This window comes from Thalassospira sp. MCCC 1A01428 (genome assembly GCF_002115825.1).
In the GTDB taxonomy this organism is placed as follows: domain Bacteria; phylum Pseudomonadota; class Alphaproteobacteria; order Rhodospirillales; family Thalassospiraceae; genus Thalassospira.
Window position 1 is genome coordinate 166,553 of the sequence record NZ_JFJZ01000004.1, and the last position, 26,827, is coordinate 193,379.

Annotated in this window: 24 protein-coding genes and 1 riboswitch; of the genes, 8 read left to right on the top strand and 16 right to left on the bottom strand. The window is 53.5% G+C overall.

The genetic code is table 11. From position 1 onward, the window contains the following. Positions 1–268 precede the first annotated feature (268 nt). From THS27_RS05200 to THS27_RS05225, 6 genes are all read left to right on the top strand, one after another. Positions 269–742, top strand: a complete 474-nt coding sequence (locus THS27_RS05200; RefSeq protein WP_246832844.1) for a hypothetical protein — start codon at positions 269–271, stop codon at positions 740–742. Positions 743–787: 45 nt separating this feature from the next. Further along, positions 788–1,633 (top strand): diaminopimelate epimerase, encoded by an 846-nt coding sequence (gene dapF, locus THS27_RS05205; RefSeq protein ID WP_085588553.1) that lies wholly within the window; start codon positions 788–790, stop codon positions 1,631–1,633. 153 nt (positions 1,634–1,786) lie between these two features. Next, positions 1,787–2,983, top strand: a complete 1,197-nt coding sequence (pgk, locus tag THS27_RS05210) for a phosphoglycerate kinase (protein WP_085588555.1) — start codon at positions 1,787–1,789, stop codon at positions 2,981–2,983. 598 nt (positions 2,984–3,581) lie between these two features. Next, a complete protein-coding gene (locus tag THS27_RS05215; protein ID WP_085588557.1) occupies positions 3,582–4,496 on the top strand; it encodes an ABC transporter ATP-binding protein in 915 nt (304 codons plus the stop codon). Next, on the top strand, positions 4,489–7,392 hold the full coding sequence (locus THS27_RS05220; protein ID WP_085588559.1) for a Gldg family protein: 2,904 nt from the start codon (positions 4,489–4,491) through the stop codon (positions 7,390–7,392). Before THS27_RS05215 ends, THS27_RS05220 begins: the two co-directional genes overlap by 8 nt. A 4-nt stretch (positions 7,393–7,396) precedes the next feature. Beyond that, on the top strand, positions 7,397–8,476 hold the full coding sequence (locus tag THS27_RS05225; RefSeq protein WP_085588560.1) for a DUF4340 domain-containing protein: 1,080 nt from the start codon (positions 7,397–7,399) through the stop codon (positions 8,474–8,476). A gap of 127 nt (positions 8,477–8,603) precedes the next feature. On the opposite strand, the gene THS27_RS05230 is transcribed toward THS27_RS05225, so the two are convergent. The 11 genes from THS27_RS05230 to gpmI form a co-directional block, all read right to left on the bottom strand. Beyond that, positions 8,604–9,704, bottom strand: a complete 1,101-nt coding sequence (locus THS27_RS05230; protein WP_085588562.1) for a squalene/phytoene synthase family protein — start codon at positions 9,702–9,704, stop codon at positions 8,604–8,606. A 169-nt stretch (positions 9,705–9,873) separates the two neighbouring features. Then, positions 9,874–10,581: a hypothetical protein gene (locus tag THS27_RS05235; RefSeq protein ID WP_085588564.1), complete on the bottom strand. Its 708-nt coding sequence runs from the start codon at positions 10,579–10,581 to the stop codon at positions 9,874–9,876. Positions 10,582–10,897: 316 nt separating this feature from the next. Next, on the bottom strand, positions 10,898–11,779 hold the full coding sequence (locus tag THS27_RS05240; protein WP_085588566.1) for an alpha/beta fold hydrolase: 882 nt from the start codon (positions 11,777–11,779) through the stop codon (positions 10,898–10,900). A 183-nt stretch (positions 11,780–11,962) separates the two neighbouring features. After that, positions 11,963–12,421 (bottom strand): GFA family protein, encoded by a 459-nt coding sequence (locus tag THS27_RS05245; protein ID WP_210402824.1) that lies wholly within the window; start codon positions 12,419–12,421, stop codon positions 11,963–11,965. An 82-nt stretch (positions 12,422–12,503) separates the two neighbouring features. Beyond that, positions 12,504–13,301 carry a methyltransferase domain-containing protein gene (locus THS27_RS05250; RefSeq protein WP_085588568.1) on the bottom strand — a complete coding sequence of 266 codons (798 nt, stop codon included), beginning with the start codon at positions 13,299–13,301 and terminating at the stop codon, positions 12,504–12,506. 47 nt (positions 13,302–13,348) lie between these two features. Continuing rightward, the gene (locus tag THS27_RS05255) at positions 13,349–13,534 is read right to left on the bottom strand and encodes a hypothetical protein (RefSeq protein WP_085588570.1); all 186 of its coding nucleotides are present in this window, start codon (positions 13,532–13,534) and stop codon (positions 13,349–13,351) included. A gap of 82 nt (positions 13,535–13,616) precedes the next feature. Beyond that, complete coding sequence (locus tag THS27_RS05260; RefSeq protein ID WP_085588573.1) at positions 13,617–14,225, bottom strand: RNA pyrophosphohydrolase; 609 nt, start codon at positions 14,223–14,225, stop codon at positions 13,617–13,619. A gap of 6 nt (positions 14,226–14,231) precedes the next feature. Next, positions 14,232–15,689 (bottom strand): divergent polysaccharide deacetylase family protein, encoded by a 1,458-nt coding sequence (locus THS27_RS05265; RefSeq protein WP_085588774.1) that lies wholly within the window; start codon positions 15,687–15,689, stop codon positions 14,232–14,234. A gap of 111 nt (positions 15,690–15,800) precedes the next feature. Then, positions 15,801–17,123 (bottom strand): S41 family peptidase, encoded by a 1,323-nt coding sequence (locus THS27_RS05270; protein ID WP_085588575.1) that lies wholly within the window; start codon positions 17,121–17,123, stop codon positions 15,801–15,803. Then, complete coding sequence (locus THS27_RS05275; RefSeq protein ID WP_085588577.1) at positions 17,120–18,475, bottom strand: murein hydrolase activator EnvC; 1,356 nt, start codon at positions 18,473–18,475, stop codon at positions 17,120–17,122. Before THS27_RS05275 ends, THS27_RS05270 begins: the two co-directional genes overlap by 4 nt. Beyond that, positions 18,450–20,045, bottom strand: coding sequence for a 2,3-bisphosphoglycerate-independent phosphoglycerate mutase (gene gpmI, locus THS27_RS05280; protein ID WP_085588579.1), 1,596 nt, complete (start codon positions 20,043–20,045; stop codon positions 18,450–18,452). The genes THS27_RS05275 and gpmI overlap by 26 nt, the downstream gene beginning before the upstream one ends. Before the next feature lie 247 nt (positions 20,046–20,292). After that, positions 20,293–20,391, top strand: a riboswitch (glycine riboswitch). A 194-nt stretch (positions 20,392–20,585) separates the two neighbouring features. On the opposite strand from gpmI, the gene THS27_RS05285 reads away from it, so the two are divergent. Both THS27_RS05285 and THS27_RS05295 read left to right on the top strand, forming a co-directional pair. Continuing rightward, positions 20,586–22,001 carry an L-serine ammonia-lyase gene (locus THS27_RS05285; protein ID WP_085588581.1) on the top strand — a complete coding sequence of 472 codons (1,416 nt, stop codon included), beginning with the start codon at positions 20,586–20,588 and terminating at the stop codon, positions 21,999–22,001. A gap of 277 nt (positions 22,002–22,278) precedes the next feature. Beyond that, a complete protein-coding gene (locus THS27_RS05295) occupies positions 22,279–22,812 on the top strand; it encodes a dihydrofolate reductase family protein (protein WP_085588585.1) in 534 nt (177 codons plus the stop codon). Positions 22,813–23,009: 197 nt separating this feature from the next. Here the strand turns inward: THS27_RS05295 and THS27_RS05300 are convergent, their stop codons facing one another. The 5 genes from THS27_RS05300 to THS27_RS05325 form a co-directional block, all read right to left on the bottom strand. Next, the gene (locus THS27_RS05300; protein WP_139835480.1) at positions 23,010–23,672 is read right to left on the bottom strand and encodes a flagellar biosynthesis protein; all 663 of its coding nucleotides are present in this window, start codon (positions 23,670–23,672) and stop codon (positions 23,010–23,012) included. A 114-nt stretch (positions 23,673–23,786) separates the two neighbouring features. After that, positions 23,787–24,245 carry a 23S rRNA (pseudouridine(1915)-N(3))-methyltransferase RlmH gene (gene rlmH, locus THS27_RS05305; RefSeq protein WP_085588589.1) on the bottom strand — a complete coding sequence of 153 codons (459 nt, stop codon included), beginning with the start codon at positions 24,243–24,245 and terminating at the stop codon, positions 23,787–23,789. Between the two features lie 226 nt (positions 24,246–24,471). Further along, a complete protein-coding gene (gene rsfS, locus THS27_RS05315) occupies positions 24,472–24,861 on the bottom strand; it encodes a ribosome silencing factor (protein ID WP_085588592.1) in 390 nt (129 codons plus the stop codon). Positions 24,862–24,916: 55 nt separating this feature from the next. After that, positions 24,917–25,525 (bottom strand): nicotinate-nucleotide adenylyltransferase, encoded by a 609-nt coding sequence (locus THS27_RS05320; protein ID WP_085588594.1) that lies wholly within the window; start codon positions 25,523–25,525, stop codon positions 24,917–24,919. Continuing rightward, entirely contained in the window at positions 25,525–26,811 is a 1,287-nt protein-coding gene (locus tag THS27_RS05325) for a glutamate-5-semialdehyde dehydrogenase (RefSeq protein ID WP_085588596.1), read from the bottom strand. The genes THS27_RS05320 and THS27_RS05325 overlap by 1 nt, the downstream gene beginning before the upstream one ends. Between the last annotated feature and the right edge of the window lie 16 nt (positions 26,812–26,827).

Genomic DNA, 26,827 nt, shown 5'->3' on the forward strand with positions numbered 1-26,827 from the left:
GTCCATATCACAAGGTTTCAACAAAAACGTTCATAAACATGTGTTTCCGGCATCATCCGCACATTTCGTTCGCACCACACTGATCAATGTCAATTCGGGGCGATTAACGTTATGGGCGTTGGGAATGCCAGATACATTAATGTCGCTTCGGAATGTTTTATCGCAGTAATGCTTATGCCTTGTTATTGGGGCTATTGTTGTTGATGCACATCAACGCTGGGCCGTTTTCTTTGCGCCATGATCGCATTATAAATTCGGGAAAACGACCATGTTGAACACCTATAGCGCACGACCCCTTACCGCCGGCATTGCGGATATGACCTACCCTTTGGTCCAGATGACCGAAGTTGGCATAACCTTGCAAAAATGGCAGGATTTTGTGGCCGATTATGTTTGTGTAGATGACCCGGTTCCCGAAAGCCAATGGCTGCGCGACAAGGGAATCGTAATTGTCTGCAACGAACGTGGTTATGTCCACGGACTGTTTTCATATGAAGTTCGCACCGACATCAGCATCGGGCAGGTTTTGCATGTCGATAATGTCAAAGCCGTTGAAATTGTTGCGCGCGGGCATGTTCTTAATTGTATGCGCGAAGCAATGGATCGCCTGTTGCGGCTGCATGGTTGTGCCGCCACCTATGTTGCGGTGGACGAGCCAAACCTGCGTTTGAAATCATTTTTTTCCGATGCCGGTTTTGTGCCCCGTAAAATCCGCTATTGCGCCCCGGCCTCAAAGCCGTGATGCTGTAGGCGTAGTCGCCTTTTTACAGCCGGTAGCCAAGTGGATATGAACGGAATTTCCTTTACCAAGATGCATGGCCTGGGCAACGATTTTGTCGTCTTTGACGGACGGCGCGATTCGGTTGTTCTGGACATGGACGATGCCACCGCCGCCCGCATTGCAGATCGCAAGACCGGGGTGGGCTGTGACCAGCTTATTGTTATCGAGCCATCGCGTGATGATGACGCCGATGCCTTTATGCGTATTCGCAATAATGACGGTAGCGAAGTGGGGGCCTGTGGCAATGCCACGCGCTGTGTCGCCGATGTGCTGATGGCCGAACTTAAGCGGCGTGACGTGACGGTGCAAACCGTTTCAGGCTTGCTTGAAGCACGCGGGCTTGAGGATGGACAGGTTAGCGTGGACATGGGGCCTGCCTGGCTGGACTGGCGCGAAATTCCGTTACTCAAGGCGGTTGATACCAACCATATTCCCGTGACGGTCGGCCCGTTAGCCGATGCCGTTGGTGTAAGTGTGGGTAACCCGCATGCGGTGTTTTTTGTTGAAAATGCCGAAAGCATCGATCTGGAAAAATACGGCCCCATCCTGGAACATCACGATATGTTTCCCGAACGCGCCAATATCGAGGTTTGCCATGTTATGGCCGATAATCGTATTCGGATGCGGGTGTGGGAACGCGGTGTTGGCATTACCCGTGCCTGCGGAACCGGGGCCTGTGCGGCAGGAGTCGCCGCAGCGCGCCGCGGACTGACCGGGCGCACTGTCGAGGTTGTTCTTGACGGGGGCGTTTTGGGAATCGAATGGCTGGCCGATGACCATGTCTTGATGACAGGGCCGGTTGCCACCAGCTTTTCCGGCATTCTTCATCCTTCCCTTTTTGGTGTTCATTGACCGCTTTTTCGCTTCGGGCTTGCACCGGGCTTATGGATCGGCGAAAAAAGGCACCCGATGATCGTGCCGCTGTTCTGGCGGCTGTTTCCGGTTTTGGGGCATGCACGGCATTGCCCCGCCGGAACTTGTTAAACGCAAAGGCAGGTTCTGATAATGGCTGATTTCAATACGCTTGACGGTGTTTCTGTCGCAGGCAAGCGCGTTTTGCTGCGTGCCGACCTTAACGTCCCGATGAAAGATGGTGCCGTAAGCGATACCACCCGTATCGACCGTACCGTGCCCGGCCTTGTAGAACTGGCCGATGCCGGTGCGCGGCTTGTCATCATTACCCATTTTGGTCGCCCCAAAGGGCAACGTGTGCCTGAAATGTCGTTAAAACCGGTGGCGGATGCCCTGACAAAACAGCTGGGTCGCCCGGTTGCCTTTGCCAATGATTGTATTGGCAAAGATGCTGCCGATGTGGTTAACGCGCTGAAAGACGGCGAAATTGCCATTCTGGAAAACCTGCGTTACCACGCCGAAGAAGAAAAAAATGACCCCGTCTTTGTCGAGGAACTGGCAAAGCTGGGTGACATTTTTGTCAATGACGCCTTTTCCTGTGCGCACCGCGCCCATGCCTCGACCGAAGGGCTGGCGCATAAATTGCCAGCTTATGCCGGTCGTTTGATGCAAATCGAACTTGATGCGCTGGGCAAGGCCCTGGAAGCCCCGAAACACCCGGTTATGGCTATTGTTGGCGGTGCCAAAATCTCTACCAAGCTGGACCTGTTGGGTAATCTGGTGGAACGGGTGGATCAGCTTGTCATTGGGGGGGGCATGGCCAATACATTTTTGGCAGCCAAAGGCGTTGATGTGGGAAAATCGCTTTGCGAGCATGACCTGCTGGTGACCGCCCGTGAAATTTTCGCCAAGGCCGAAGCCGCCAATTGCGAAATCGTTCTGCCGATTGATGGTTTGGTCGCCAGGGAATTTAAGGAACATGCCGATCATGTTGTTTCCGACCTGAAAGCAATTGATGCCGACGGCATGATTTTGGATGCAGGCCCGGCAACCATTGCGGATTTGAATAAACGCCTTGAAAGCTGTGAAACGCTGGTATGGAACGGCCCGCTGGGCGCGTTTGAAATTGCCCCGTTTGATACGGCGACTGTTTCGGTCGCACAACATGCAGCCAAACTGACCAAGGCTGGCAAGTTGCTGTCGGTTGCCGGTGGTGGCGACACGGTTTCTGCCTTGCGCCATGCCGGTGTTGACGGTGACTTTTCCTACGTGTCCACCGCTGGCGGTGCGTTCCTGGAATGGCTGGAAGGCAAGGTCTTGCCCGGTGTGGCGGCCCTGCGCAAAAATTAACCCTGTTTTTAAGCCCGGGTTTGCCGAAATATCAAAACCCCTGTCTGTGAATATCACGGGCAGGGGTTTTTTATGCGGTCGGGAATCTGCTTTGGTGCCGGGGGCCCGTCATGCCGATGTCTGGCACATGCCGTATTATCGGGCGAGGATCACCCTATCCCTGTTTTGTAAAAGGTATAGGTCGTTTAGACCGGAAAGTTTCGCTGATCCGGGCGAAAATACGGATTTTGAGGCACTTTTGAACTGCCGCGAAAGCCTTTGTTCCTTGCGGGATGTGCTAATATTGCGCCGCAAAAAATTAGCAAAACTTTGCAAATTTTCAGTCCACTGGCGTGGTGTCATATTGTTGCCATGTTCTAGCCAAAGGTTGGGGGTGTTAACCCTCCCTGGTTTTGTCACAGCATGGACGTTCGTCACAATGACTGGTCATGACAGCCGACTTCATCACTGCCCGCTCGTTACACCTATTCCTCCCCCTTCGTAACGGGCAGGTTTCTTAAATTTAAGCAAAAAGCTGGCATGTGTCGTTCTCCCCACGACGCATGAATAATAGCATGTGTCCCATCCCGTTCAAAAATCCCGTTTACGGAACTAACAGATGATCAAACTTGAGCATCTGACGCGCTGCTATGGCGATTTCATAGCGGTGGATGACGTCAGTTTTGAAATAAAGCACGGCGAGATCGTCGGTTTGCTGGGCCATAATGGCGCCGGTAAAACAACGATCATGAAAATGATCACCGGCTATCTGGAGCCAACTTCGGGCAAAATTGCCATTGATGACCTGGAGGTCGGGCGTGATACCCGCGCCATTCAGAAACGCATCGGTTATTTGCCGGAAAACTGCCCGATCTGGCCGGAAATGACAGTAATCGACTATCTTGACTATCAGGCAAGCCTGCATGGTGTACCTGCCGACAAACGCCCGGCGGCGGTGGCCAGTGCCATTCGACGCACGGTTCTGGAAGTCAAGGCAACCGCATCGATCCAGACCCTGTCGCGGGGGTATCGTCAACGTGTTGGCGTGGCGCAGGCGATTTTGCATAACCCCGATATCATCATTCTTGATGAACCCACCAATGGTCTTGATCCCACGCAGATCCGCCATATGCGCGATTTGATTGCCGATCTGGCAAAATCGGCAACGGTGATTGTTTCCACCCATATCCTGCAGGAAGTGCAGGCCGTTTGCGAACGTGCGTTGATCATGCGGGCAGGCAAGCTGGTGGTCGATGCCCGTATTGATGAATTGCAACAATCGGGCGGATTGCTGGTCACCGTGGATCGCGATGCAGATCAGGCCTTTTCCGCCATTCCTGAAATCAACGCTATTGTCAGCCATTCCGAAGAGGGGGGGCGCCACCATTACCGGCTGGAGGCCAGCAATGACGCCGCCCCGGCAATTGCCCAGGCCATAAACCGCGAAGGGCTGCAGCTGTATGCTTTGCAACCGCAACGTCGCGATCTGGAAACCATTTTCGCCGAGGTGAATGAGGAGGTGGTCAATGGCTGATATCCTGCGTATTTCCCGCAAGGAATTTCGGGGATTTTTCGCCACACCCGCCGCTTATCTGTTTATTGGCGCGTTTCTGGCGGTAAATCTGTTTGTGTTTTTCTGGGTTGAAACCTTTTTCGCCCGCAATATTGCCGATGTGCAGCCATTGTTTAAATGGATGCCGGTGTTACTGATTTTTCTGGTGTCCGCCCTGACCATGCGGGCCTGGTCCGAGGAACGCCGGGCAGGTACGCTTGAAACCCTGTTGACCGCGCCGGTCCGGCCGATTTCGCTGGTGCTGGGCAAATTTCTGGCTGCATTGCTGCTGGTGGTTCTGGCGCTGGTTTTAACCTTGCCATTGCCCATTACCGTTTCCATTTTAGGCCCGCTGGATTGGGGCCCCGTGATTGGCGGGTATGTTGCGACACTGTTTTTGGCAGCAGCCTATATTGCCATCGGCCTTTATATGAGCGGCCGCACCGACAACCCGATTGTCGCCCTGATCCTGACTGCCCTTGTGTGCGGTGTGTTTTACCTGATCGGCTCCGACACCCTGACATCGCTGTTTGGCGACAAGGTTGGCGGTTTATTGGCCGCCCTTGGCACAGGAACCCGATTCGAATCCATCACGCGGGGTGTTCTCGACCTGCGTGATCTTTATTATTACCTGTCCATTGTCGGCGTATTCCTGACGCTGAACCTGTTCAGCCTGGAAAAACTGCGTTGGCATGGCAACCCGGCCAGCAACAAACATCGGTTATGGGGCGCTGTTGCCACCCTGTTTGTGCTGAACTTTGTGGCGGCCAATTTCTGGTTGGCACCGATTACGGCCGCCCGTGCCGATATGACGCATCAGCATATCTATTCGCTGTCATCCTCGACCAAACAGGAATTGCAACATTTGCAGGAACCTTTGGTTATCCGGGCTTATTTCTCGCCGCGAACCCATCCGTTGCTTGCACCGCTGGTGCCCCGGGTAAAGGATTTGCTGTCGGAATTCCAGGTGGCATCCAAGGGCCATGTCCGGGTTGAATTTATTGACCCGACCGCCGACCCCGACAAGGAACAGGAAGCCGCATCGAAATACGGTATTCGTCCGGTACCTTTCCAGACCAACAGCCGTTATCAGTCGTCCGTGGTTAATTCCTATTTCGATATTGTCGTTGCCTATGGCGACCAGTTTGAAACCCTGACGTATGGTGATTTGATCGAGGTAAAAACCCAGGGCGAGGGCGACATCAATGTTGGCCTGAAAAACCCTGAATATGAAATCAGCCGTACCATCCGCAAGCTGGTTAACCAGTATCAGGCCGGGGGTAACCCGTTTGAAAACATGACCCAACCGGTTACGTTTGAAGGGTTTGTTTCCCCAAGCGACAAACTGCCCGACCAGTTGCAGGAATTCCGCAAAACGCTGGACGGCGTTTTAAAGGATTACAAGGACCAGGCAGGCGACAAATTTAACATTGCCTTTCAGGACCCTGATGCCAATGACGGCGCTTTGGCAACCCGTTTACAGGATGATTACGGCTTTAGCCCGCAGGTCGCCAGCCTGATGGACCCGCAACCGTTCTGGTTTTATATGATGCTGAAAAGCGGCAAGGATGAAGTACAGGTGCCGCTGCCTGAAACCACGGATAAAGCAGCGCTGAAGCGATCGATCGATTCTGCTCTGCATCGTATGGCACCGGGTTTCCTTAAAACCATTGCTTTGGTTAAACCGGCATCGCCCCCGCCCAGCCCCTATATGCAGCAGGCCCCGGGCCCGCAATATACGGAACTTTACAAAACCCTGTCGGAAAACGCCCGTGTGGTTGAAGCCGATCTGAAGGACGGCCATGTGCCCGAGGCAGCCGATTTGCTGATGGTGCTGGACCCGGTTAACCTGGATGATAAGCAGCGTTTTGCCATTGACCAGTTCCTGATGCGCGGTGGCAGTGTGGTGATGGCAACATCGCCTTACGATATCAGCGTTACCAACACCCTTTCGGCCAAAAAAGTTGACTCTGGCCTGAAAGACTGGCTCGCCAGTTATGGTGTGTCGATTGATGATAAAATGGTGCTGGATCCGCAAAATGCATCTTTGCCCGTGCCGGTTGAACGTAAAATTGGCGGCATGACGGTTCAGCAAATCAGCATGATGCCTTATCCGCATTTCCCCGATTTGCGCGGTGATCAGCTTAATGGGGATAACCCGGTAACAGCCGGCCTGGACCAGCTGACATTGAACTGGGCATCGCCGGTGACGGTTGATAATGTCAAAAACAAGGATCGCAGCGTTACGGCCCTTTTACATAGCTCCAAACAAAGCTGGCTGTCTGATAGCACCGATATTTTGCCCGATTACAAAGCCCATCCTGATACCGGGTTTGCTGTTTCGGGGAATCGCGGTTCGCACGATCTTGCCGTTGCGATTGAAGGGCAGTTCAAGTCCTTTTATGCGGGCAAAGACTCGCCGCTTTTGGCCGATGATGCCAAAAAAACTGACCAAAAGGATGCGAAAAAGAACGATGCCGCCACGGCCAAAAAAGACGACGACAAAAACGTCCAGATTGGTGGTGTGATTGATCGTTCTCCGTCTTCGGCTCGCCTGGTTCTGGTCGGTTCCAACAGTTTTGCCGATGACATGTCGCTTAGCCTTGCCTCCCGCGGGATGGGCACACGTTACACGGCCCCGTTGGAATTTATGCAAAACGTTGTGGACTGGTCACTTGAAGATCAATCCCTGCTGGCGTTGCGCGGACGGACCCAGTTTGCCCGGACCCTTGTTCCAACATCGGAAGGTTCCGAACAGATGTGGGAATATCTGAATTACGGTATTGCCCTGATTGGCCTTCTGGCTGTGTGGGGCTGGCGTCGCCGGGTGGCGGCAACCGAACGCAAACATTACCAGCGCATTCTTCAGGAGGTCTGAAATTATGAAACGGACCATTCAGATATTGGTGGTGTTGTTTATCGTCCAGGTGGGTTTTGCCATCGGTATTAATTTTTACCAGCCGCAAAGCTCGGAAACTGGTGGGGATGATAAACTTGTTGCAGCCAAAACCGATAAAGTGGACCGCGTAACCATCGAGGATTCAGATGGGGCAAAAGTCATGCTGGTGAAAAACGGCAAGGATTGGCAATTGCCCGATCAGGGGAACTTCCCGGCTGATAGCAACAAGGTTGATGGCTTGATCAGCAAGCTGGCAGATCTTCATGAAGGCTTGCCAATTGCCACATCAAGCGGTGCCATCAAACGGTTTAAACTGGCCAAGGACGATTTTGAACGCCGTATTACCCTTGCAAAGGGTGATCAATCAACGGCTGTCCTGTATTTTGGTACATCGCAAGGCACCCATCAAATTCATGCCCGCCGCGATGATCAAAACGAAGTTTATGCCGTAACCATGGGCAGCTATGACGCCCCGGCCAAGGCAGATGACTGGATCGACAGCACGGCCTTGCAAGTCCCGGCTGACGATATTGTTAAAATGGATGTCGATGGTTTGTCGCTGATGGCAAATGCGGCGCCGGTTGCAAAAACCGATGCCAAATCGGCGGACAAAACAGCCTCTGCTGAAAATGCCGACAAGGCAGATCAGGACCAGGCCAAAACGCAAATGATTTGGACCCTTGCCAATGCGACGGCCGACCAGAAACTGCAACCTGCTGCGGCCTCTACACTTGCTGCGATGATGGCAAAAGTGCGGATTTCGTCCGTACTCGGCAACGATGCCAAGCCGGAATACGGTATGGATCATCCGGTTTTGAAATTGTCCCTGACGATCAAGGGCAAGGATAAACCGGTTGATTACCTGATTGGCAAAGGCGATGGCAAGGAGGGGGATTACACCCTGAAATTGTCCTCGCGACCGGAATATTTCCGCATTGCGGGCTATACCGGTAAACAGCTTGTGCAACATGCCAGTGCATCGGCCCTGCTGGTAGGTAAAAAGGACGATGAAAAAACGGCACCGGGTAGCGATAGCCCGGCAAGTGCCAAGGCAATGAATTGATCTGAAACTGTAAAAGTTCGGTTTGATTTGAAAAACAAAGGCCCGGCACATCACATGCCGGGCCTTTGTTGATAAAACAGTTTTTCGCGGGCCGTCATTTTATGAGAAAGCGACGTTTGGCCCGCACCTACGAAGCGGTGCTGTTGCCGCCTGATCCGGATTCAGAATTGTCTTTTGGCGGGGACTGGTTGGCATTGCCATTGCCATGGGGGGTATCTTTGTCTGATGCCGTTTTGAGGGCACGTTCCCGCGCACTTTGGTCTGGCAGGCTTTTGTCTGCCGTGGTGTCAATAATGGCAACTCGGTCGGCCAGAAAGTCGCCATAACCCGCGTCCATCATGGCCGCAAGTTCGATATAGACACTAAACAGGCGCGATAATGTATCGGTTTCTTCCGGGTCCAGAATAGCGAGAAGTTCGGCACTGCGGGCTTGCCCGGTTTCAAAATGTTCCCATGCCTTTTCCAGCATGAAAGTGCCTAGAACGTTTAGCGCGTCATAGTTTTGCTGGCCGATTGCGTTGCGAATTTCGCCAATGCTGATATCGGCTGCCAGTAACATTTCACCGGGAATGGTCACCAGCCGGTCCGGGCCTTTAACATCAATCGGCAGGTCGCGCAGGATGTGAATGACATAGCAAAAAATTGCCATATCACGTGCATGATACAGCGGCGACGCCGTCAGGTTGGACACATAACCGATTTCGTCATCATAACGGGCCGAAAGCAAATAAACGAAAATCGATGCCGGGGCGGCAGTGGCCCCTTCGCAATAGGCAATAAAGTCGTCCCATTCATCCAGCGGATCTTCGGCGACATCCTTGCGAAGCGCTTCAGCCAGTTTTACCCAGGGGTCTACCGACAAATCGCTTTCACCCAATGTCAGGGTCAGTGCGTCATATACCGGTCCGGGCAGGGGGCCAACGTCGGGCCACGGGTTGTCAGCCATGACTTTGGCGGCTTCGATCTGGTCTTGCCAGCGGTCAATAATATCGAAGGTGTCGTCGCGCAGATTGTCGCGTTCGGCGTCGGATTTTTCCAAAAATCCGTCATCGACAATATCGTCAATCACCCGCATCGACGCGTAAGCCGCCAGAAAAAACCTTTGTCGTGCCGGGTTCAGGCGCATTGCTGCCCGATACAGATTGGCGTTTTTGGCCGCAGCCAGTTCCTTGCAAGCGAGAAACGGATCTTCAGAAGAACCGGAAAAGGGCGAAGGGGACACGGTCATTTATTTTCCAGGGCTTGCCATCATATCAAAATCAAAGACGGGTATTTTGCCCTGCCTTTGCGAGTCGCATTAAAAACGCTTACAGGGGCAACATGAAGCCTCGTTGCCGCACTGGCAAGAGATCAGCCATGCCAGACCCCGATTTTAATGAAAATTGATGACTTATGGCTTAAAATTGCAGCCGATAGCCCGCCGTCAGGCCCAACATGGCATCAAAGCGGTCGGTCGTGCTGCTGCCGGATGACGGTGTAAGGTCGCTGGTCAGACGGCCATGGATACCAACCCACAAATCCTCGAACGGCATATAGGACAGACTGGCAGCAAGCCCGGCACTGTCTGTTCCTGTTTCATTGTTGAAACCGGCACTGGCAATGCCGTTGTCATTTCGCATTGTCGGGGTGACCAGGTAATCTTCGTCGTCGCTTGCCGATGCCCCGATATGATTGCCCAGCGACCCGTTTAGTTCAACAACCGGGCCAAAGGCAAAACCGACATTACGGTTGGGGGAATACCCGATGCCAAACTGGGCCGATACACCTTTACCGGCGCTCTGGTTGCTGTTGGCTTCAAGCCACATTAAACCGGTTTGATCATTATCGGCATTGTTGGTTGAACGTCCCGGCAGGGTTAGAACAGCGCCATGATGGCGGCTGGGCGCCGTGCTGAAATAATTGTCAAAACCGGCACGGCCAGGGGCGGGCAAAATACCCTGCACCAGATAGCTTGAAATTTTTGGTTCGGGGGATGTCCGGGGGGCCAAAGCCGGCATTTCAGTTTCGCTAACAGCTTGCTGGGCGCTGGCAACAAGCGGGTATGTGGCGCAAAGCATTGCAATGCCGCCTATCATGCCTGCTGTTAAAAATTGCCGCGTCGTCATTTCCGTCATTCCCGTGTCAAATACAATGGTGTTTTCTGCATGGTCCAGCTTGCGACTCCGGTAAACCGGCAGTCACTTACCTGAACGTTTGCAGGCACCAAAAGGACGCCCCCGAAAGAAAAAATTTTGCATCTTTGGGTCGACCAGCGTTTGGCGACGGGATGCGGTTTTTTTGTTTGCGTGTCAGGCCGCGGCAATATGATCATTTCGGCGCAAAACGCCAGTGGACTTATTGCATAGCAACCATTCCCTGCCGGTTTTCCGGCTTTTTATATGGTTCCAGTTTGCAGGGCAAAATGGTTTTTTTGTGATTACGTCAGCTTTTTAAGAATATTTTAACCGATTCGATCTGGTCCATAGTGTTCAGATAAGGTGCATGACCACAGCTTTCCAGACTAAGCAGGTGCATTTCCGGTTTTGCATTCTGCATTTTTTTTACAATTGCTGCCGGCACCAGGTCCGATTGTGCGCCGCTAAATAATGTGATCGGGCACGCCAGACGATTAAACATGTCCCAACCATCATATTCGTCGATCTGGTCGCGAAAAACTTCCATCACACGCGGATCGTAATGCATGGCAAATTTGCCTTTGGGCAGGCGCCGGGCCGAATACATCGCCAGTTCCGCCCATTCGGCGTCATTTTCCAGGCCGAACGGGGCATAGATGGTGCGCATAATGGCATCTATTTCGGTAATGCTGGAAAATTCCGGTGTCCCCCCGACATAGGATTTAATCCGGTCTACCGCATCCTGTGCCAGTTCGGGGCCGATATCGTTTAGCAATAACCGTTCAATGCGCCGGGGCGCGATATCGGCAACCACCATGCCAATAATGCCGCCCATCGATGTGCCAATCCAGCTGCACTGGTTAATGTTGAAATGGTCCAGCATTTCAACCATCTGGGCGGCATAAAAGCCCGGTACATATTCACGTTCGGGGGTTTGTGCCCAGGCGGAATATCCCCGGCCCAGAATGTCGGGGCACAAAATGAAATAATCATCGGCCAGTTGCCGGGCAATAATGTCAAAGTCGGTTGATAGCCGTGCCAACCCGTGAACCATAATAATGGCGGGTTTACCGGGCGTACCCCACTGGCGAATGCGGGTTTCGTATCCACACAGGTTAACAAAAACATCCTGCACCACCCGGCCCGGCGTCGGTGTTTGTGCATCCTGTGCTGCAACGATATCTGACATTTGAATACCTGTGCTGATGGGGTGCCGACAGCCATTATTCCCTGTCGGCTTTATTACAATCCTGACCCGGGATCATGACAGGTGAAACAGCCTGTGCCAATGGTGTCACATGTAATAATTCCGTGACGGGCAAGGGTTGCTTTTGTGGCCTTAAAGCCGGGCTATCCCCAAAAGAACCATGCTTTAGGCATGGGCTGCGGCAAACGCATCCATCAGGCGTTGCAGGTCTTCCATTGGGGGAAATTCGTCATAGTGATATTGCGCCGGGGTTTGCACCCAGGGAAGTTTATTGTGTGTCATTGTTTCAATAAACGGCGTTGACCACTTGTTGCTTTCAAGCAAGGCGGGGCGGACATTGACGAATGCATCAAACCCGTCGATGCGGGTATACATCCATGTCATGCAGTTAGGGCAAAAATAATGATGTTGCTGTGGCCCATGCAGCCCGCCAATTACAGGATCGCCGCGGGTTACGGCAAATGCATCAGCCGGGATCATGGCGGTTAACGAAAACGCGCTGCTGCTCATGCTTTGGCATCCGGCACAATGGCAGGCGGCTGTCATTAAGGGGCGTGCGCTGATTTCAAATTGAACCTGCCCGCAACGGCAGCATCCCGTAAGGTGGTTTTGCGTCATCGTCATCTCCTCGCCCTTTCGGGTGGCATTATCGCCGGGCGCTGTTCAGTATCTATACCGGCTTGGTCACGCAAGGTGGCGACGATATTCAGGCTTTGCTGGCGACAATGAACAGGCGGTTAAACGGAAACAGGGTAATGCCATCGGGCCGGGGCGGGTAAACCTGGCTAAGCCGGGTTTTATAATGGTCGCAAAAGGCGGCACGGGCATCATCATCTGGCAGGTTTGCCAGAACCGGGCGCAGGGCTGTTGAGGATACCCAGTTAAATACCGGGTCTTCACCGCGAAGGACGTGGCAATATTGGGTTTGCCACAAATCAACATTGCTGCAAATCGGAGCCAGAACATCGAAATAATCGCCCGGACGCATGATTTTAATCTGGTCCTGTGCTGCGGCCACGTCCTTTTCCCATTTTTCACCGGCCTCGTTGATCAACTGGTGACTGGGGGCCAGAAAATTGTTGGGCACCTGAATGGCGACCAGCCCGCCGGGTTTTACAAAATTCAGCAGGCGGGGCAACAGGCTGGCATGACCCGGAACCCATTGCAGGGCCGCATTGGAAAACAAAAGGTCAATCGGGGCATCTGGTTCCCACGATGCAATGTCGCTTTGCTGCCAGATGATGCGATCATCATGGGCACGGGCCTTGTCCAGCATTTCAGCCGAATGGTCGACGCCGGTAATGACCGGTTTGTTGCCGCTGGTGGCATAGGCATCAACCAAAAGCGAGGTAACAGTACCAGGGCCGCAGCCAAGGTCGACAATATTGGCGGGATTAAACCCCTGTGCCGGTTTGGGCAGGCGGGCAATCAGGTCAGTCGCCGGGCGGCGGCGTTCGTCACCGAAAAGGCCATACTGGTTTGGATCCCAATGTGTATTGGTCAAAATCCGGTCCTTTTGTTATTCCCCCGCCAGGTGGTCGTCCGCCGGGTTTAATGTGTTTTTTCAACGTCGTCAAAATGACTGTTGATCAGCGCGAACGTAAACAGGATGGCGCCAAAAAACATAATCAGCCCGACAAAATAGGAATATCCATCATGTGCGGCTGAGGCATAAAACAGGCCGCCAAGGCCAACTGCAATGCTCAATATACCGAATATCAGGCGATCCATACCCATTTTAGAACCTTTCCAAACCCAAGGGTGTTAATGACAGCAAAATGTAACCAAAAGTGTGCCGCGTTCAAGCAGACTTTTGGTCTTATGCCTGATCATCACCTTGTTTGATTTGATCTGGAACAGTTTTGAAAATTTCTACCAACTGCTGATAAACAGGGCGTTTAAACGGTACGATCATGTCGGGGAGGGACAAAAAGTCGTTCCAGCGCCAGGCGTCAAATTCAGGGTGGTCACCGGCAATGACAAAATCCTCGTCCTTGCCGCGATAGCGCATGGCAAACCATTTTTGCTTTTGTCCGCGATACTTGCCACCAAATGCCTTGCCGATCAGATGTTCGGGCAAATCATATGTCAGCCATTCCGGGGTTTCTGCGATGATTTCGGCGTTATCGGTGCCAATTTCTTCCATCAATTCGCGCAAGGCGGCCTGCTTGGGTGTTTCATCGCCGTCAATGCCGCCCTGTGGCAATTGCCACGCACCTTCAAAACCAACACGGTTGCCAATCCAGACATCGCCGCGTTCATTAAACAGGGCAACGCCAACACAGGGCCGATAGGGAAGGTCGCTGCCCGGGGCGTCGCTGTCACTGGACTGACCGGCATCAAGGGGAAGCGGCAGGGAATCCGTCTTTATTTTTCTGGATTTTTTTTTCTTGTCTGCTTTGGTTTTTTTGGCGGGGTCTTTGGACATGGCAGATCAGTTACCCTCGATGGTTTCTTCGGTGGCGTCAGCATTTGGCGAAGAACTGCCCTTTTTCGCATTTTCAGTTGTTTCATTCATGCGTTGGGCAGCAGCGGCTTCCTGTGGCGATTGCGGTTTGACCTGTTTGCTGGCAAGGGCAGAAACCGGTGCAAGTTTAACTCCCTGGCGGTCCAGTCGTTGCGCCCAGTTGCGCAACCGCTGAATTGTTACCGGGTAGGACTGGGCAAGGCCAATGGCAAAACCATCCGTTTTTGCCTTGTTCGTCAGTGCGCTTAACTGGGCATCAATCGCACGGCGGCTGGGCACGGTATCAATGTTAAAATCAACAATGGCATTGGCTTCTTCAGCATTGGCAGCAAGCTGGGCTGCCAGGCTGACCATGCCTGTATTGCTTCCATCAATATACATCAGCCCGGTTTTATCAAGAAAATCAATAACCGGGCGAATGGAACTGTCAAGATTGGCAAATTTGGACCCAAGATGCCCAACCACCCCGACATATCCGGGAAACCGTGCCAGTAACCATTCCAGCCGCACCAGATTTTCCCCTTCGGGCAGGCTGGTCATCAAGGCACGCGGGCCGGGATCCGATAACGGGAAGTCATCGGGTTCCATCGGCAATTGTAAAAACACTTCGTGGCCCATTTGCCGGGCACGCGCCAATGTTTTGGGTAGGTTATCGGCATAGGGTGACAGGCCCAGAGAAATGTTTAACGGCAAATCCTCAATCGCTTTGGTGGTGCGGTCCGCATTCAGGCCCAGTCCGGTTACAATCACGGCGACATAGGGCTGTTCAGGTTCCAGCGTAAAGGGCCGGGCATAGGCCTGGGCCGGCGTTGTGCCATCGTCGGCAATGCGCGGCACCCGGCCAAAACTGCCTTCTTCATCCAGCCCGGGAATCGGCGCGGGGCGCAGCGGGTCGGCTTCGATTTTTTCATCAAAATCACCCTCTGCCGCCATGGCGGCCAATTCTTCGGGCGACGGGCCTCCCGGGGCGATGTCTTCGCCGTTTGCAGCCCCGTTATTGCCTTGTCCGGTTAAACTGGCAATGCCGGGTGGAAGGTCCCCCATGGCATCGGGGGCAGCGTTATTCGGGTTTGCTGTATTCTGGGTTTCTGCGGCCTTGCGGCGTGCTTCGTCTTCGGCGCGGTTGCGGGCCTCGATATCAAGCACGCCCTTGGCAATTTCATCTTGCAGTTCACGTTCTGTGCCGGGGATGGCATCGGTTACCTTTGGACCGCCAAGATGGAACAGCCGCCAGCCGGTTTCAGGGTCGATGATAGGCAGGGCCACCAGTGTGGCAACGCCAAAAGGCAACAGCCAAAGTACCAGTAACAAAAATTTGGACAGCCGCCAGCGCCGCGACGGCGGGCGTAACGGCAACAGGCGATACTGTTCATCGTAGGGCAGTTCTGTAAACGGAACATCCTCCGCCACCGTGTCGGACAACATATCGTCATCCGTATCGGTTGCAGAGGATTCCGTTTTGCGGCGGGGCCGCAGAAATTTGAACAGTTTACCGATCACTGCGGGTCAGTCTCTTCCTGTTCCCGTCACGATCTTTCAGCTTTTTGATCTGAAGCTGCCATAAAGCGAAATGCCCCGGATCATATCAAGTGCGCGGGCAAGCTGATAATCGTCTTCGGTTACTTTTTCGGCGTCCTGACGGAGCTTGTCTGCCTTGGTTTCGGCGTCAACCGTGGTTGAATCCTCGTTATGCAGGGCACCATTCAGGTCTGCTTCGGACCGGCGCTGGCCGGTTTCGATGGTTTCGACCTTCGACTGGGGAACAATAATGTCGGGCACAATGCCGACTTCCTGAATCGAACGGCCAGACGGGGTATAATAACGTGCGGTGGTCAGGCGCAGGGCCACATTGCCAGGCATCGGCAAAATGGTTTGTACCGACCCTTTGCCAAAGCTGCGCGTGCCCATAATGATCGCCCGGCCATGATCCTGCAAGGCACCAGCCACAATTTCCGATGCTGATGCCGACCCGTCATTGATCAGAACAACAATGGGCAGGTTGTCGGCAAGGTCGCCGTCTTTGGCGGTATAGCGTTCGGTGTTTTTGGTGTCACGCGGACGGGTCGAAACGATTTCGCCTTCGTTTAAAAAGGCATCGGAAACCGCAATCGCCTGGTCAAGCAAGCCACCGGGATTGTTGCGAAGGTCGATCACGAAACCTTTCAGTTTCGGGCCGATTTCCTTGCGCTGGTCTTCGATGGCGCGTTGCAGGCCGCTAAAGGTTTGTTCGCTGAATTTCGTGATGCGGATATAACCGACATCGTTTTTAACCTGCGGGCGCACCGACTGGATTTTGATGACTGCACGGGTCAGCGTGACATCAAACGGGGCCTGTTCGCCCTTGCGCACAATGGTCAGTTTGATGTCGGTATTGACCTTGCCGCGCATCATGTCGACGGCATCGTTAAGCGGCAGGCCGCGCACCGATTTGCCATCGATATGGGTGATAAAATCGCCCGGCTGGATCCCGGCTTTTTCGGCAGGGGTATCAAAAATCGGCGAAATAACTTTTACAAAGCCGTTTTCCTGGGTGACTTCGATGCCCAGCCCGCCAAATTCGCCGCGGGTATCAACCTGCATGTCCTTGAAATTATCCATATTCAAATAGGATGAATGCGGGTCAAGCGAGGTTAGCATGCCGTTAATGGCGGCTTCGATCAGTTTTTTATCATCGACCGGTTCAACATATTTGGCTTTGACCTGTTCAAACACGTCGCCAAAAAGGTTGAGAAGCCGATAGGTTTCGGCTGATGACGTCGGGGTATCACCGGGGGTCGAAGACTGCGCAAAAGCTGGCACTGCAAGGCTGAAATTCAGGCCCGCCGCCAGTGCAAATACTACCAATCGAGACTTTTTCATCCGCTTACCTTGCCGTTTTGTGATGCCAGCCAGGGAAGCGGATTGATCGCTTCGCCGTCATGGCGCATTTCGAGATACAGTTTCGGCCTGTTTTCGCCCATGGTTCCAACAGGTTCACCCGCCAGTACATATTGTCCTACCACACTGTCCAGGCGATCAAAACCCGCAACAAGACTATGGTATCCTTCGCCGTGTTCGATAATCAAGAGTCTGCCATAGCCCCGGAACGGCCCGGCGAACACCACTTTGCCATCAAAAGGCGAGACAACCTGCGCTTCGGGCCGGGTTTCAATCTCGATTCCTTTGGCATGGGCACCGCCAGGAAGGCCGCTTTGAACGCTACGTTCACCAAAAAGTGTTACAATTTTGCCAGCCGCAGGCATCCGCAAATGGCCGCGTGCCTCGGTGATCGAGCTGGCAACGGCCGCTTCTTTCACCGCGTCGCCGGTTTTGGCGGCCGTATTACGATTACCGGCCGGCGTGTTCAATGATGCGGTTTGGGTGGGTGATGATGGCAATACGTCATCAATTTCGCTATCGGGGGCATCTTTAACCAGTTCGTAGTCGGGTTTTTCGCGCGGTGATGGCAAACCATCGGCACGATTTTTAATACTGGCAAGAAGTTCGCCCAGCGTTTTGGCTTCCATGGCCATTTTTTGCACCGCACGGGCGGCTTCGCGGGCTTCGTCCTCGGTATCCTGGCGTAACTGGCGTTTATCGTCTAGCAACCGCGACAGGCTTTCGCGTTCATCGCGCAGCTTTGCTGTTACATCGCCCAATTCGCTGCGCCGGGTTTTAATGGTGCTACGCAAATCGGTAATTTCGCCCAGTTCCCGTTTTAAGTCCTTGGCGTGCTGTTCAACACCGGGCAGGGCAGCCTTTAACAATATGGCGGATCGTAACGTGTCTTGCGGGCTGCGCGGCAGGGCAATCAGGGCTTCGGGCGGGGTGGTCGATAACCGCTCCAGCGCCATTAAAATGCGGGCATATTGCCCGGCCTTGTCTTCGAGCGCGGTGGTGGCGTCTTTTTCACGGTTTTCAAGTTCGACCAGCTTGTCTTCTATGTCGGTCAGTTCGCTTTCATATTGCTGAACCCGGCGGGCAACCGACACTTCTTCCGATTGCAGGGCCTGTTCTTCGGTCAGCAATTCATGTGATTTGCGCGACAGGAATTCTTCCTGCTTTTTTTGTTCTGAAAGCTGGCTTTGCACCGCATCAAGGCGTGAGTCAACCTTGCGCAGGGATTCTGCACCTAACGGAAAAAATGCTCCGGCACCGGTCACCATAAAGGCGGCCAGAGCCGGAGCAATCAACCATTTGCCAATATCAGCTTGCCGGGGGCAGCGCAGCATCGGGTTTCAGACCTTCGATCAGCGTTTTGCCAGTCATGTCCGCCGGTTGCGGCAGGCCCAGCAATTGCAACAATGTTGGCGCAACGTCGGCCAGGCGGCCATCGCGCAGGGTAACGCCCTTGGGCCCGTTAACCAGAATGGTTGGCACCGGGTTAAGGGTATGGGCGGTGTGTGGTTCGCCGCTTTCCGGGTCAACCATGGTTTCACAGTTGCCATGGTCGGCGGTAATAAACATAACGCCCCCAACCTTGCGAACAGCCGCAACCACCTTGCCCACACATTCATCAACGGCTTCGGCGGCTTTCATCGCGGCCGACAAAATGCCGCTATGCCCGACCATGTCGGGGTTGGCGAAATTAACGATGATGGCGTCGTATGTTTCGGCCTCAATCGCGGCAACCAGTTTGGCGCACACTTCGGGGGCCGACATTTCGGGTTGCAAATCATAGGTCGCAACTTTGGGCGAGGGCACCAGAATGCGGTCTTCGCCGGGATAAACCTGTTCTTCGCCGCCGTTAAAGAAAAACGACACATGCGGGTATTTTTCAGTTTCGGCAATGCGCAGTTGTTTCATGCCTGCATTGGAAACCACTTCGCCAAAAATGTTGGGCAGGGTTTTGGGCGGATAGATCGCATCCATATAGGCGGCATGGCTGGACGAATATTCGACCATTCCGGCCTGAACAGCAAATTTGACCGGCGTTTTGCGATCAAATCCGTCAAAATCAGGGGCGCACAGGGCTGCCAGAATTTCGCGCGCACGGTCGGCACGGAAATTGGTCATCAAAAGGCCATCGCCGTCTTTCATGCCGTCATAATCGCCAATGACGGTGGGCAAAATAAACTCGTCGTTGGTATCGGCATCATTGGCGTTGGCAATGGCATCTTCAGCGGTGTTTGCTTTTTGGGCTTCGCTGTAATTTTTACCCTCGACCATCGCGAAATAGGCCTGGCTGACCCGTTCCCAGCGATTATCGCGATCCATCGAATAATAGCGACCGGTAACGGTGGCAATTTCAACATCGGCATCGCCCAGCAGGGAGCGGAATTTTTTCAAAAAACCGGCCGCACTGCGCGGCGGGGTATCACGCCCATCGGTATAGGCATGGATTTTAACGGCGATACCGGCATCGGCAATGATTTTGGCAAGGGCGGCCATATGCGCCTGATGCGAATGTACCCCGCCTTCGGACAAAAGCCCGGCAATGTGGCAAACGCCGCCGCTTTTTTTCAGGCTGGAAATAACTTTTTTAACGGCATCGGTATCGGCAATGCTGCCGGTTTTGACGGCGTCGTCAATTTTGGGCAGTTCCTGCATCACAACACGGCCTGCACCCAAATTCATGTGGCCGACTTCCGAATTGCCCATTTGCCCTTCGGGCAGGCCAACATCCAGGCCACAGGCCATCATGAAACCGGTTGGATTATGGGCATACAGGTCGTCCCACACCGGCGTATTGGCCAGTGCGACGGCATTGTTTTCGCTTTCTTCGCGATAGCCCCAACCATCCAGAATGCATAGCACCACCGGACGGGGACGCTTTGCGGCGTTCGATACAGTCACTGTCATAACCCCACTTCTAGGATAAAAGACTGAATTACCAGTAAACAAACCTGTAAATGATGATCCAGTCATAGGTCAAAACGGCGCCGGGCGCGGTGGGTTCCGCCATCTGACGCAAATTCTTGACGTAACTTATCATGAAAGATGGCCCTGAACAGCCACCCCGGATGAAATTTTCGCAAATGCGTCAGCGCTTCTTTGACAAGGTTCGGGTCAAACAGGTACGATCAATCCGTTAAACGGTGATACCTCGCGCACCGCAATGGGAGAGACCGGCCGGGCAACGTTCCGGCGGGCGCCGAAGGAGCAATTCGCCCCGAACACTCTCAGGCACATGGACCGTTGCGGATTGAGGCTCTGGAGAGCGAAAGCCGGCTATTTGGCCGTCTTTCCACCGAAGGATGAAGTTGTGCGCGCAGGCGTTCAACGCACAATCTCAGGTAGGGGCCATTTGGCCCCAAAGGACAGAGGGGGCTGGCACCGGTTCGTCGATATCGCAGTAAATATTGCAGAAAAATATAACGCGATCAGAGCCGAGGGAGGCCTATGCCCAATTCATCCACGCAACGTCCCCAGGACGTTAATCTTTCTGTTGTCGATTTATACACCATCGGCATTGGACCATCGAGTTCGCATACCGTTGGCCCCATGCGGGCCGGTTACCGGTTTTGTCTGGAAATGGATGCCCGTAAACTTTTGTCCCAAACCGGCAGCGTGATTGTTGACCTTTACGGGTCGCTGGCCCTGACGGGTAAAGGGCACGCCACGGACACGGCGGTTTTAATGGGGCTGTGCGGGCAACGCCCGCGCTCGGTCGATCCCGATCAAATTGGTCCGACGATTGATGCGATCAAACGCGATAGCTGCCTGATGCTGTTTGACCAGCAGAAAATTGATTTTCACTTTGAAAATAACCTGGTTTTTCATATGGATGAAAGCCTGCCCCAGCATCCTAACGGGATGCGAATTACGGCTTATGACCGTGACGGGGTAAAGCTGCATTGCCAGGAATATTTTTCGGTTGGTGGCGGTTTTATTGTTTCAGGGGATGACCGCGGGGCTGAATATTCCGGCGATAACATTATCCTGCCGCATCCCTTTTCATCGGCCGACGAATTGATGGCGATTTGCAAGGAACAGGGATTATCCATCGCTGAAATTATGATGGAAAATGAAAAATCCTGGCGCGCGGCCGATGAAACCTATGAATTCGTCGACCGGGTTTATAACGCGATGATGAACTGCATTGATCGCGGCTGCGCCACACCGGGCATTTTACCTGGCGGGTTAAATGTAAAGCGTCGGGCCAATAAACTGTATCGTGAACTGGTGGACCGGCCCGAAGCCGGGTTGAAAGACCCGCTAACCGTGATCGACTGGGTGAACCTGTATGCCCTGGCCGTGAACGAGGAAAATGCGGCTGGCAGCAAGGTTGTGACCGCGCCGACCAATGGGGCGGCGGGGGTGATTCCGGCTGTTTTGCGATATTATGAACGGTTTTGCGCCAATGTAACCCAGACAAAAATTCGTGAATTTTTGCTAACTGCGGCGGCTATTGGCTCGATCTATAAAAAACGGGCCTCGATTTCAGCCGCCGAAGTGGGGTGCCAGGGGGAAGTGGGCGTAGCCTGTTCGATGGCGGCAGGGGCATTGTGTGCCGTGATGGGCGGCACACCGGAGCAGGTTGAAAATGCCGCCGAAATTGGCATGGAACACAATTTGGGCCTGACATGCGACCCGATTGGCGGTTTGGTACAGGTACCGTGCATTGAACGTAACACCATGGGGGCGGTCAAGGCGATTAACGCATCACGGCTGGCCCTGCGGGGCGATGGGCAACATACCGTATCGCTGGACCGTGTGATCGAAACCATGCGCCAAACCGGGGCGGATATGCAAAGCAAATACAAGGAAACCAGCCAGGGGGGCCTGGCCGTGAATGTCAACGTTGTTGAATGTTGATCTGACGATGGCTTTTTAAACAGATTTGGGAACTGTCACCGTCATAAAAGGCGGTTCTGCACCCGAAAATGTCGCTGATATGGTCAAATATGGCCGCAATGGACGCCTCGAAGGCCGGATGATGTCGGCTTTTGGGGCGTTTTGCGTTTTTGAATGATGATATCACCCTATTCCAGCCGGATTATCGCCACCAATCGCCGGTAGCGTTGGGAAACTAATGTTAAACTAAAACTAAAATTAAACCGGAAAAATCCGGCAGATTGGTTGGGTTAATATAATGAGTGAAAAACTGTTCCGCATTTATGTGGCGGTCAGCCTTGATAGCTATGTCGCCCGTTCAAACGGGGCGGTCGACTGGCTTGACGACTATGACCCGCAAGAATTCAATTTTGAAAAATTCCTTGATGAGGTGGGAACGCTGATCATTGGTCGCCGGACGTTTGACCAGGTCATGTCGTATGGTGAATGGCCATACGGGGACCGGCGTACCGTTGTTTTAACGTCGCACCCACTTGGCGATGATGCCCCGGAAAATACGGTTGCCTTTGGCGGAAGCCTGATGGAACTGACCGATGCCTTGCGCAATGAACGGCTTGATAACGGCGATGTCTGGATTGTTGGCGGGGCAAGCGTGATCAATCAGTTCTTGTATGCCAATATGATCGACAAACTGGACATGTTTGTCATCCCGGTTGTTCTGGGTCAGGGGATTTCCCTGTTTGACAAGGAAACCAGCCATTTACAACCATCGCCGGTGGCGACCCATATTTATCCGTCCGGTGTTGTCCGGCTGGAATATAGCCTGAAATAACCCGGTTGCGGTGCGACAGGGCGGTGGTGATCTGTGCTTGTCAGGGCTGTTTTGGCAAACTGTCTGTCTTAAGGGAAAAACGCTTTAGTTCTTTGGCTTTTGGCAAGGATGCCAACTGGCAAGGACCAACGCGTTGTGGCAATAATGACGTGCCGATAGCCCTGAATATAGGGCTATCGGCATTTTGTTTGTGATGCTTAATTTTGATATTTTGTCAGGTCATCACGCAGTTTGTCGGCGAATTCGACCAATGACTGCGAGGCGGTCAGGGGCCAGTCATTATCCAGCACCATTTGCATGCCGTCCTGATAATGGTTTTCCACTGTCAGGCCATCTTTTAAGGCTGGCAAATCGCCTTCCAGCTTAACCTTGATGCGGTTATGCAGGGTAAGCTGCCAGAAGCCCGGTTGCATCCATGTCCAGAATTCGATGATATCTGCCGAAACCGGAATAGCGGTTTGGGCATCCATATCGGTGCTGTCCTGGTCAAAAACACGGTATCCGGCCCGGCGAAAACCGGTTGTGATGGCTTCTTTTACCTGATTGGCAACAGTTTCGCCTTCGGGCAGCAACACATCGCCAAGAGCCTTGCCAAATCCACCACGTTTGCGGGCATAGGCCCGTTCGGTGATGCTGCTATCGTCGATTTTCGCATCAGAAAGCGACGGGATATCGGCTGATCGTGGTTTGATCTGGAATTCGCGGTTATCAACAACATTTACCAACCGAATAGCCGTGCCGTTTTGCGGGTTGGGTGACGAGGATGGCGCATTGATATCGACGACGCTACGCCCAACGGCACAGGCGCCTAAAAATAGCATGGCGCCAACAACGGCAGCCATACGAAGCTGTTTGAACAACACAAATCCCCCTTGTGCGTTTAAGAAAGGCGATCTGTTTAGCCTTTGCTTATATGGCGCGCAAGTATTTGGGGAATAAGTATTTTTCATGCCCCACTAACGAGTGGGTTTTTACTATTCGCGATGATAGGGATGGTTGGTTTGAATGGCGTGGGCGCGAAAAAGCTGTTCGGCGATCAGGGCGCGGACCAGCATATGGGGCCAGGTTGCCTTGCCCAGTGACCACATGGCATTGGCGCGGGCTTTTAGTGCATCGCCGTGGCCGTCGGCGCCCCCAATGGCAAAGGCAATATTGCCGCCATTCTGATCGATCCAGCCTTCAAGCTTTTTGGCAAAATCAATGGATCCGTATTCGCGTCCGTGTTCGTCCAGCGCGATCAGAAAGGCATTTTCGGGGATGGCGGCCAGCAAAAGTTCTGCTTCGCGGGCCTTAAGCTGGGCGGCGGGCAGTTTTTTCTTTTCCTCGACCTCGCGCAGGGCAAAGGGCCAGCGCAGGCGGGCGACGTAATGGTCGAACAAATCCTTTTCCGGGCCTGCCTTGATGCGGCCTACAGCGGCAAGGGTGATTTGCATGTGGGGTCGCCCATTCGTTTTATGGCAAATTTCGGTGGAAAAGATTGTCGGCGTTTTGCGTAATGTTTCGTACAAATTTCGCCGAAGGTTCGCAGAAACCCGAACGCCAATTCCTATCGGGCTAAAATATGCAGCCCTGATAAAAATTTACAGATGCCTGTTGCCCCAAGCGGCAAAGGGCTGATGGCCCGGCGGAATGCGCCGGGCGACAGCAAGGCGCAGCCAATCAGTACAGACGGGCGGCTTGTTGTTTCAAGGCCGGGTTTTCAACGCCCCACATCTGTTCGATGTTGTAAAAGGCGCGAACTTCGGGGCGGAACAAATGAATGATCACATCACCCGCATCGACCAGAACCCAGTCACCCTGTTCGGTGCCCTCGGCCTGCGCACGGCCCTGGCCTGAACTTTTCAGGGTTTCAACAATATGTTCACCCATCGAGGCAACCCGGCGCGAGCTGGAGCCTGATGCGATGATCATATAATCAGCCATGGCTGTTTTGTCGGTAAGATTAATGGTGACAAGATCTTCGGCCTTGTCGTCCGTCAGTGTTTCCTGAATAAGAGCAAGCAACTCGCTCGGTGTCAGGCGTTGTTTCGCGGTAATTATTGTCGCCACCTTAATTTAGGGTGGATGTTCGCCGCCATCACGCGGAAATTAAAACATCCACAGGTCAAACCTGCCATCGGCCTTCGGCGCGAATCGCCGTAGAGGAAGCCGGATGGCGCCGTATCGGCAGGTAAACCCAAGCTGGTGTTTCCATATCGGCCAGCAAACCTGCCTTTTCTGCGGCAATGCGCCAGCGTTCCATACGCTGTGCTGCGGTGCCACGCAATGCTTTATTAGAATAACCCTCGCGATCAAGAACCGCAATGGGCGCGCAATACATCAATTTTTCCCAGAACTTCCAGCGATCAAATTGTGCCAGATTGTCAGCGCCCATCAGCCAGACAAAACGCGTTTGGGTAAAACGGCGTTGCAAGGCTGCAAGTGTGTCGGCGGTATAACGGGTGCCAAGCTGGGTTTCAATTGCAGAAACAACAATGCGGGGATGTTGTGCAATCATTTGTGCCGAATCAAAGCGTTCCGTCAGCCCGGCCATGCCCTGACGGGACTTTAGCGGGTTTTGCGGCGATACCAGCCACCATACTTCGTCAAGATGCAATCGCTTTAACGCTTCAAGTGAAATATGCAAATGGCCCTCGTGGGCGGGGTTGAAAGACCCGCCCAGTAATCCGACTCGGGGTGGGGCATTGTGACGGCGCGGAATGCGAACGCTCATCACGGGCGGGTTTGCCCGGTGCCACGCACCACATATTTATAGCTGGTCAATTGTTCGACTCCGACCGGGCCACGTGCATGCAACTTGCCGGTCGAAATGCCAATTTCCGCGCCCATGCCAAATTCGCCGCCATCGGCAAACTGGGTTGATGCATTGACAATGACAATGCCGCTATCCACCCCGTTTAAAAATGCCTCGGTCGCGGCGCTGTCTTCGGCCAGGATGGCATCGGTGTGGTGTGACCCGTAATGGTTAATGTGGTGAATGGCATCTTTTACGCCATCAACGGTTTTGATCGACACAATCGCATCAAGATATTCGGTTGACCAGTCTGCCTCGGTCGCCGGTTTGATTCGGGCATCAAGACCACAGGCAGTGTCATCGCCACGCATTTCACAGCCTGCTTTGGCAAGGGCATCGGCAAGGGCGGGTAACAGGGTGCCAATAACGGCACGATCAATTAAAACTGTTTCGGTCGAGCCACAAACCCCCACCCGGCGCATTTTGGCATTCAGCACAATGTCGTTAATTTTGGCAGGGTTGGCACTGGCGTGAATATAGGTGTGGCACAGCCCTTCCAGATGTTTGAACAACGGAATACGGCTTTCATCGGTGATGCGCTGGATCAGGGATTTGCCCCCGCGCGGTACAATCACGTCAATATAATCCGACAGTTTCAGCATTTCGCCAACCGCCGCGCGGTCGGTCACCGGGATCATTTGAATGCAGGCGTCGGGCAGGCCAGCCTCGATCACGCCCTGTTTCATGCAATCAAAAATGGCGCGCGACGAATTAAAGCTTTCCGACCCGCCGCGCAAAATGGCGGCATTGCCCGATTTAAGGCACATGGCGGCGGCATCGGCCGTGACGTTGGGGCGGCTTTCATAAATGATGCCAATCACACCAAGCGGCACACACACGCGCGCAATATCCAGCCCGTTATGTTCCGGGGTCCAGCGGGCCATTTCCCGACCAACGGGATCGTTTTGTCTGGCAACGTCTTCAACACCCTTTGCCATCGCTTCAACGCGGGCCGGGGTAAGTTCAAGCCGATCCAGCAGGGCGGCCGTCAGGCCTTTTTTGCGCCCGCCTTCCATATCAACCGCATTGGCAGCCAGAATTTTATCGGCATTTTCGCGGATCAGCCGTGCGGCATGATTCAGGGCATCAATTTTTGGCTGTGACGGGACCTGGGCCAGAATCAGGGCAGCATCGCGTGCGGCAATGCCGATGCGAAGCATAAGGTGTGAAATGTCCTGGTTTTCAGTGCTGGCAAGTGCCGTCATGGTCCCGTTTCCGTTT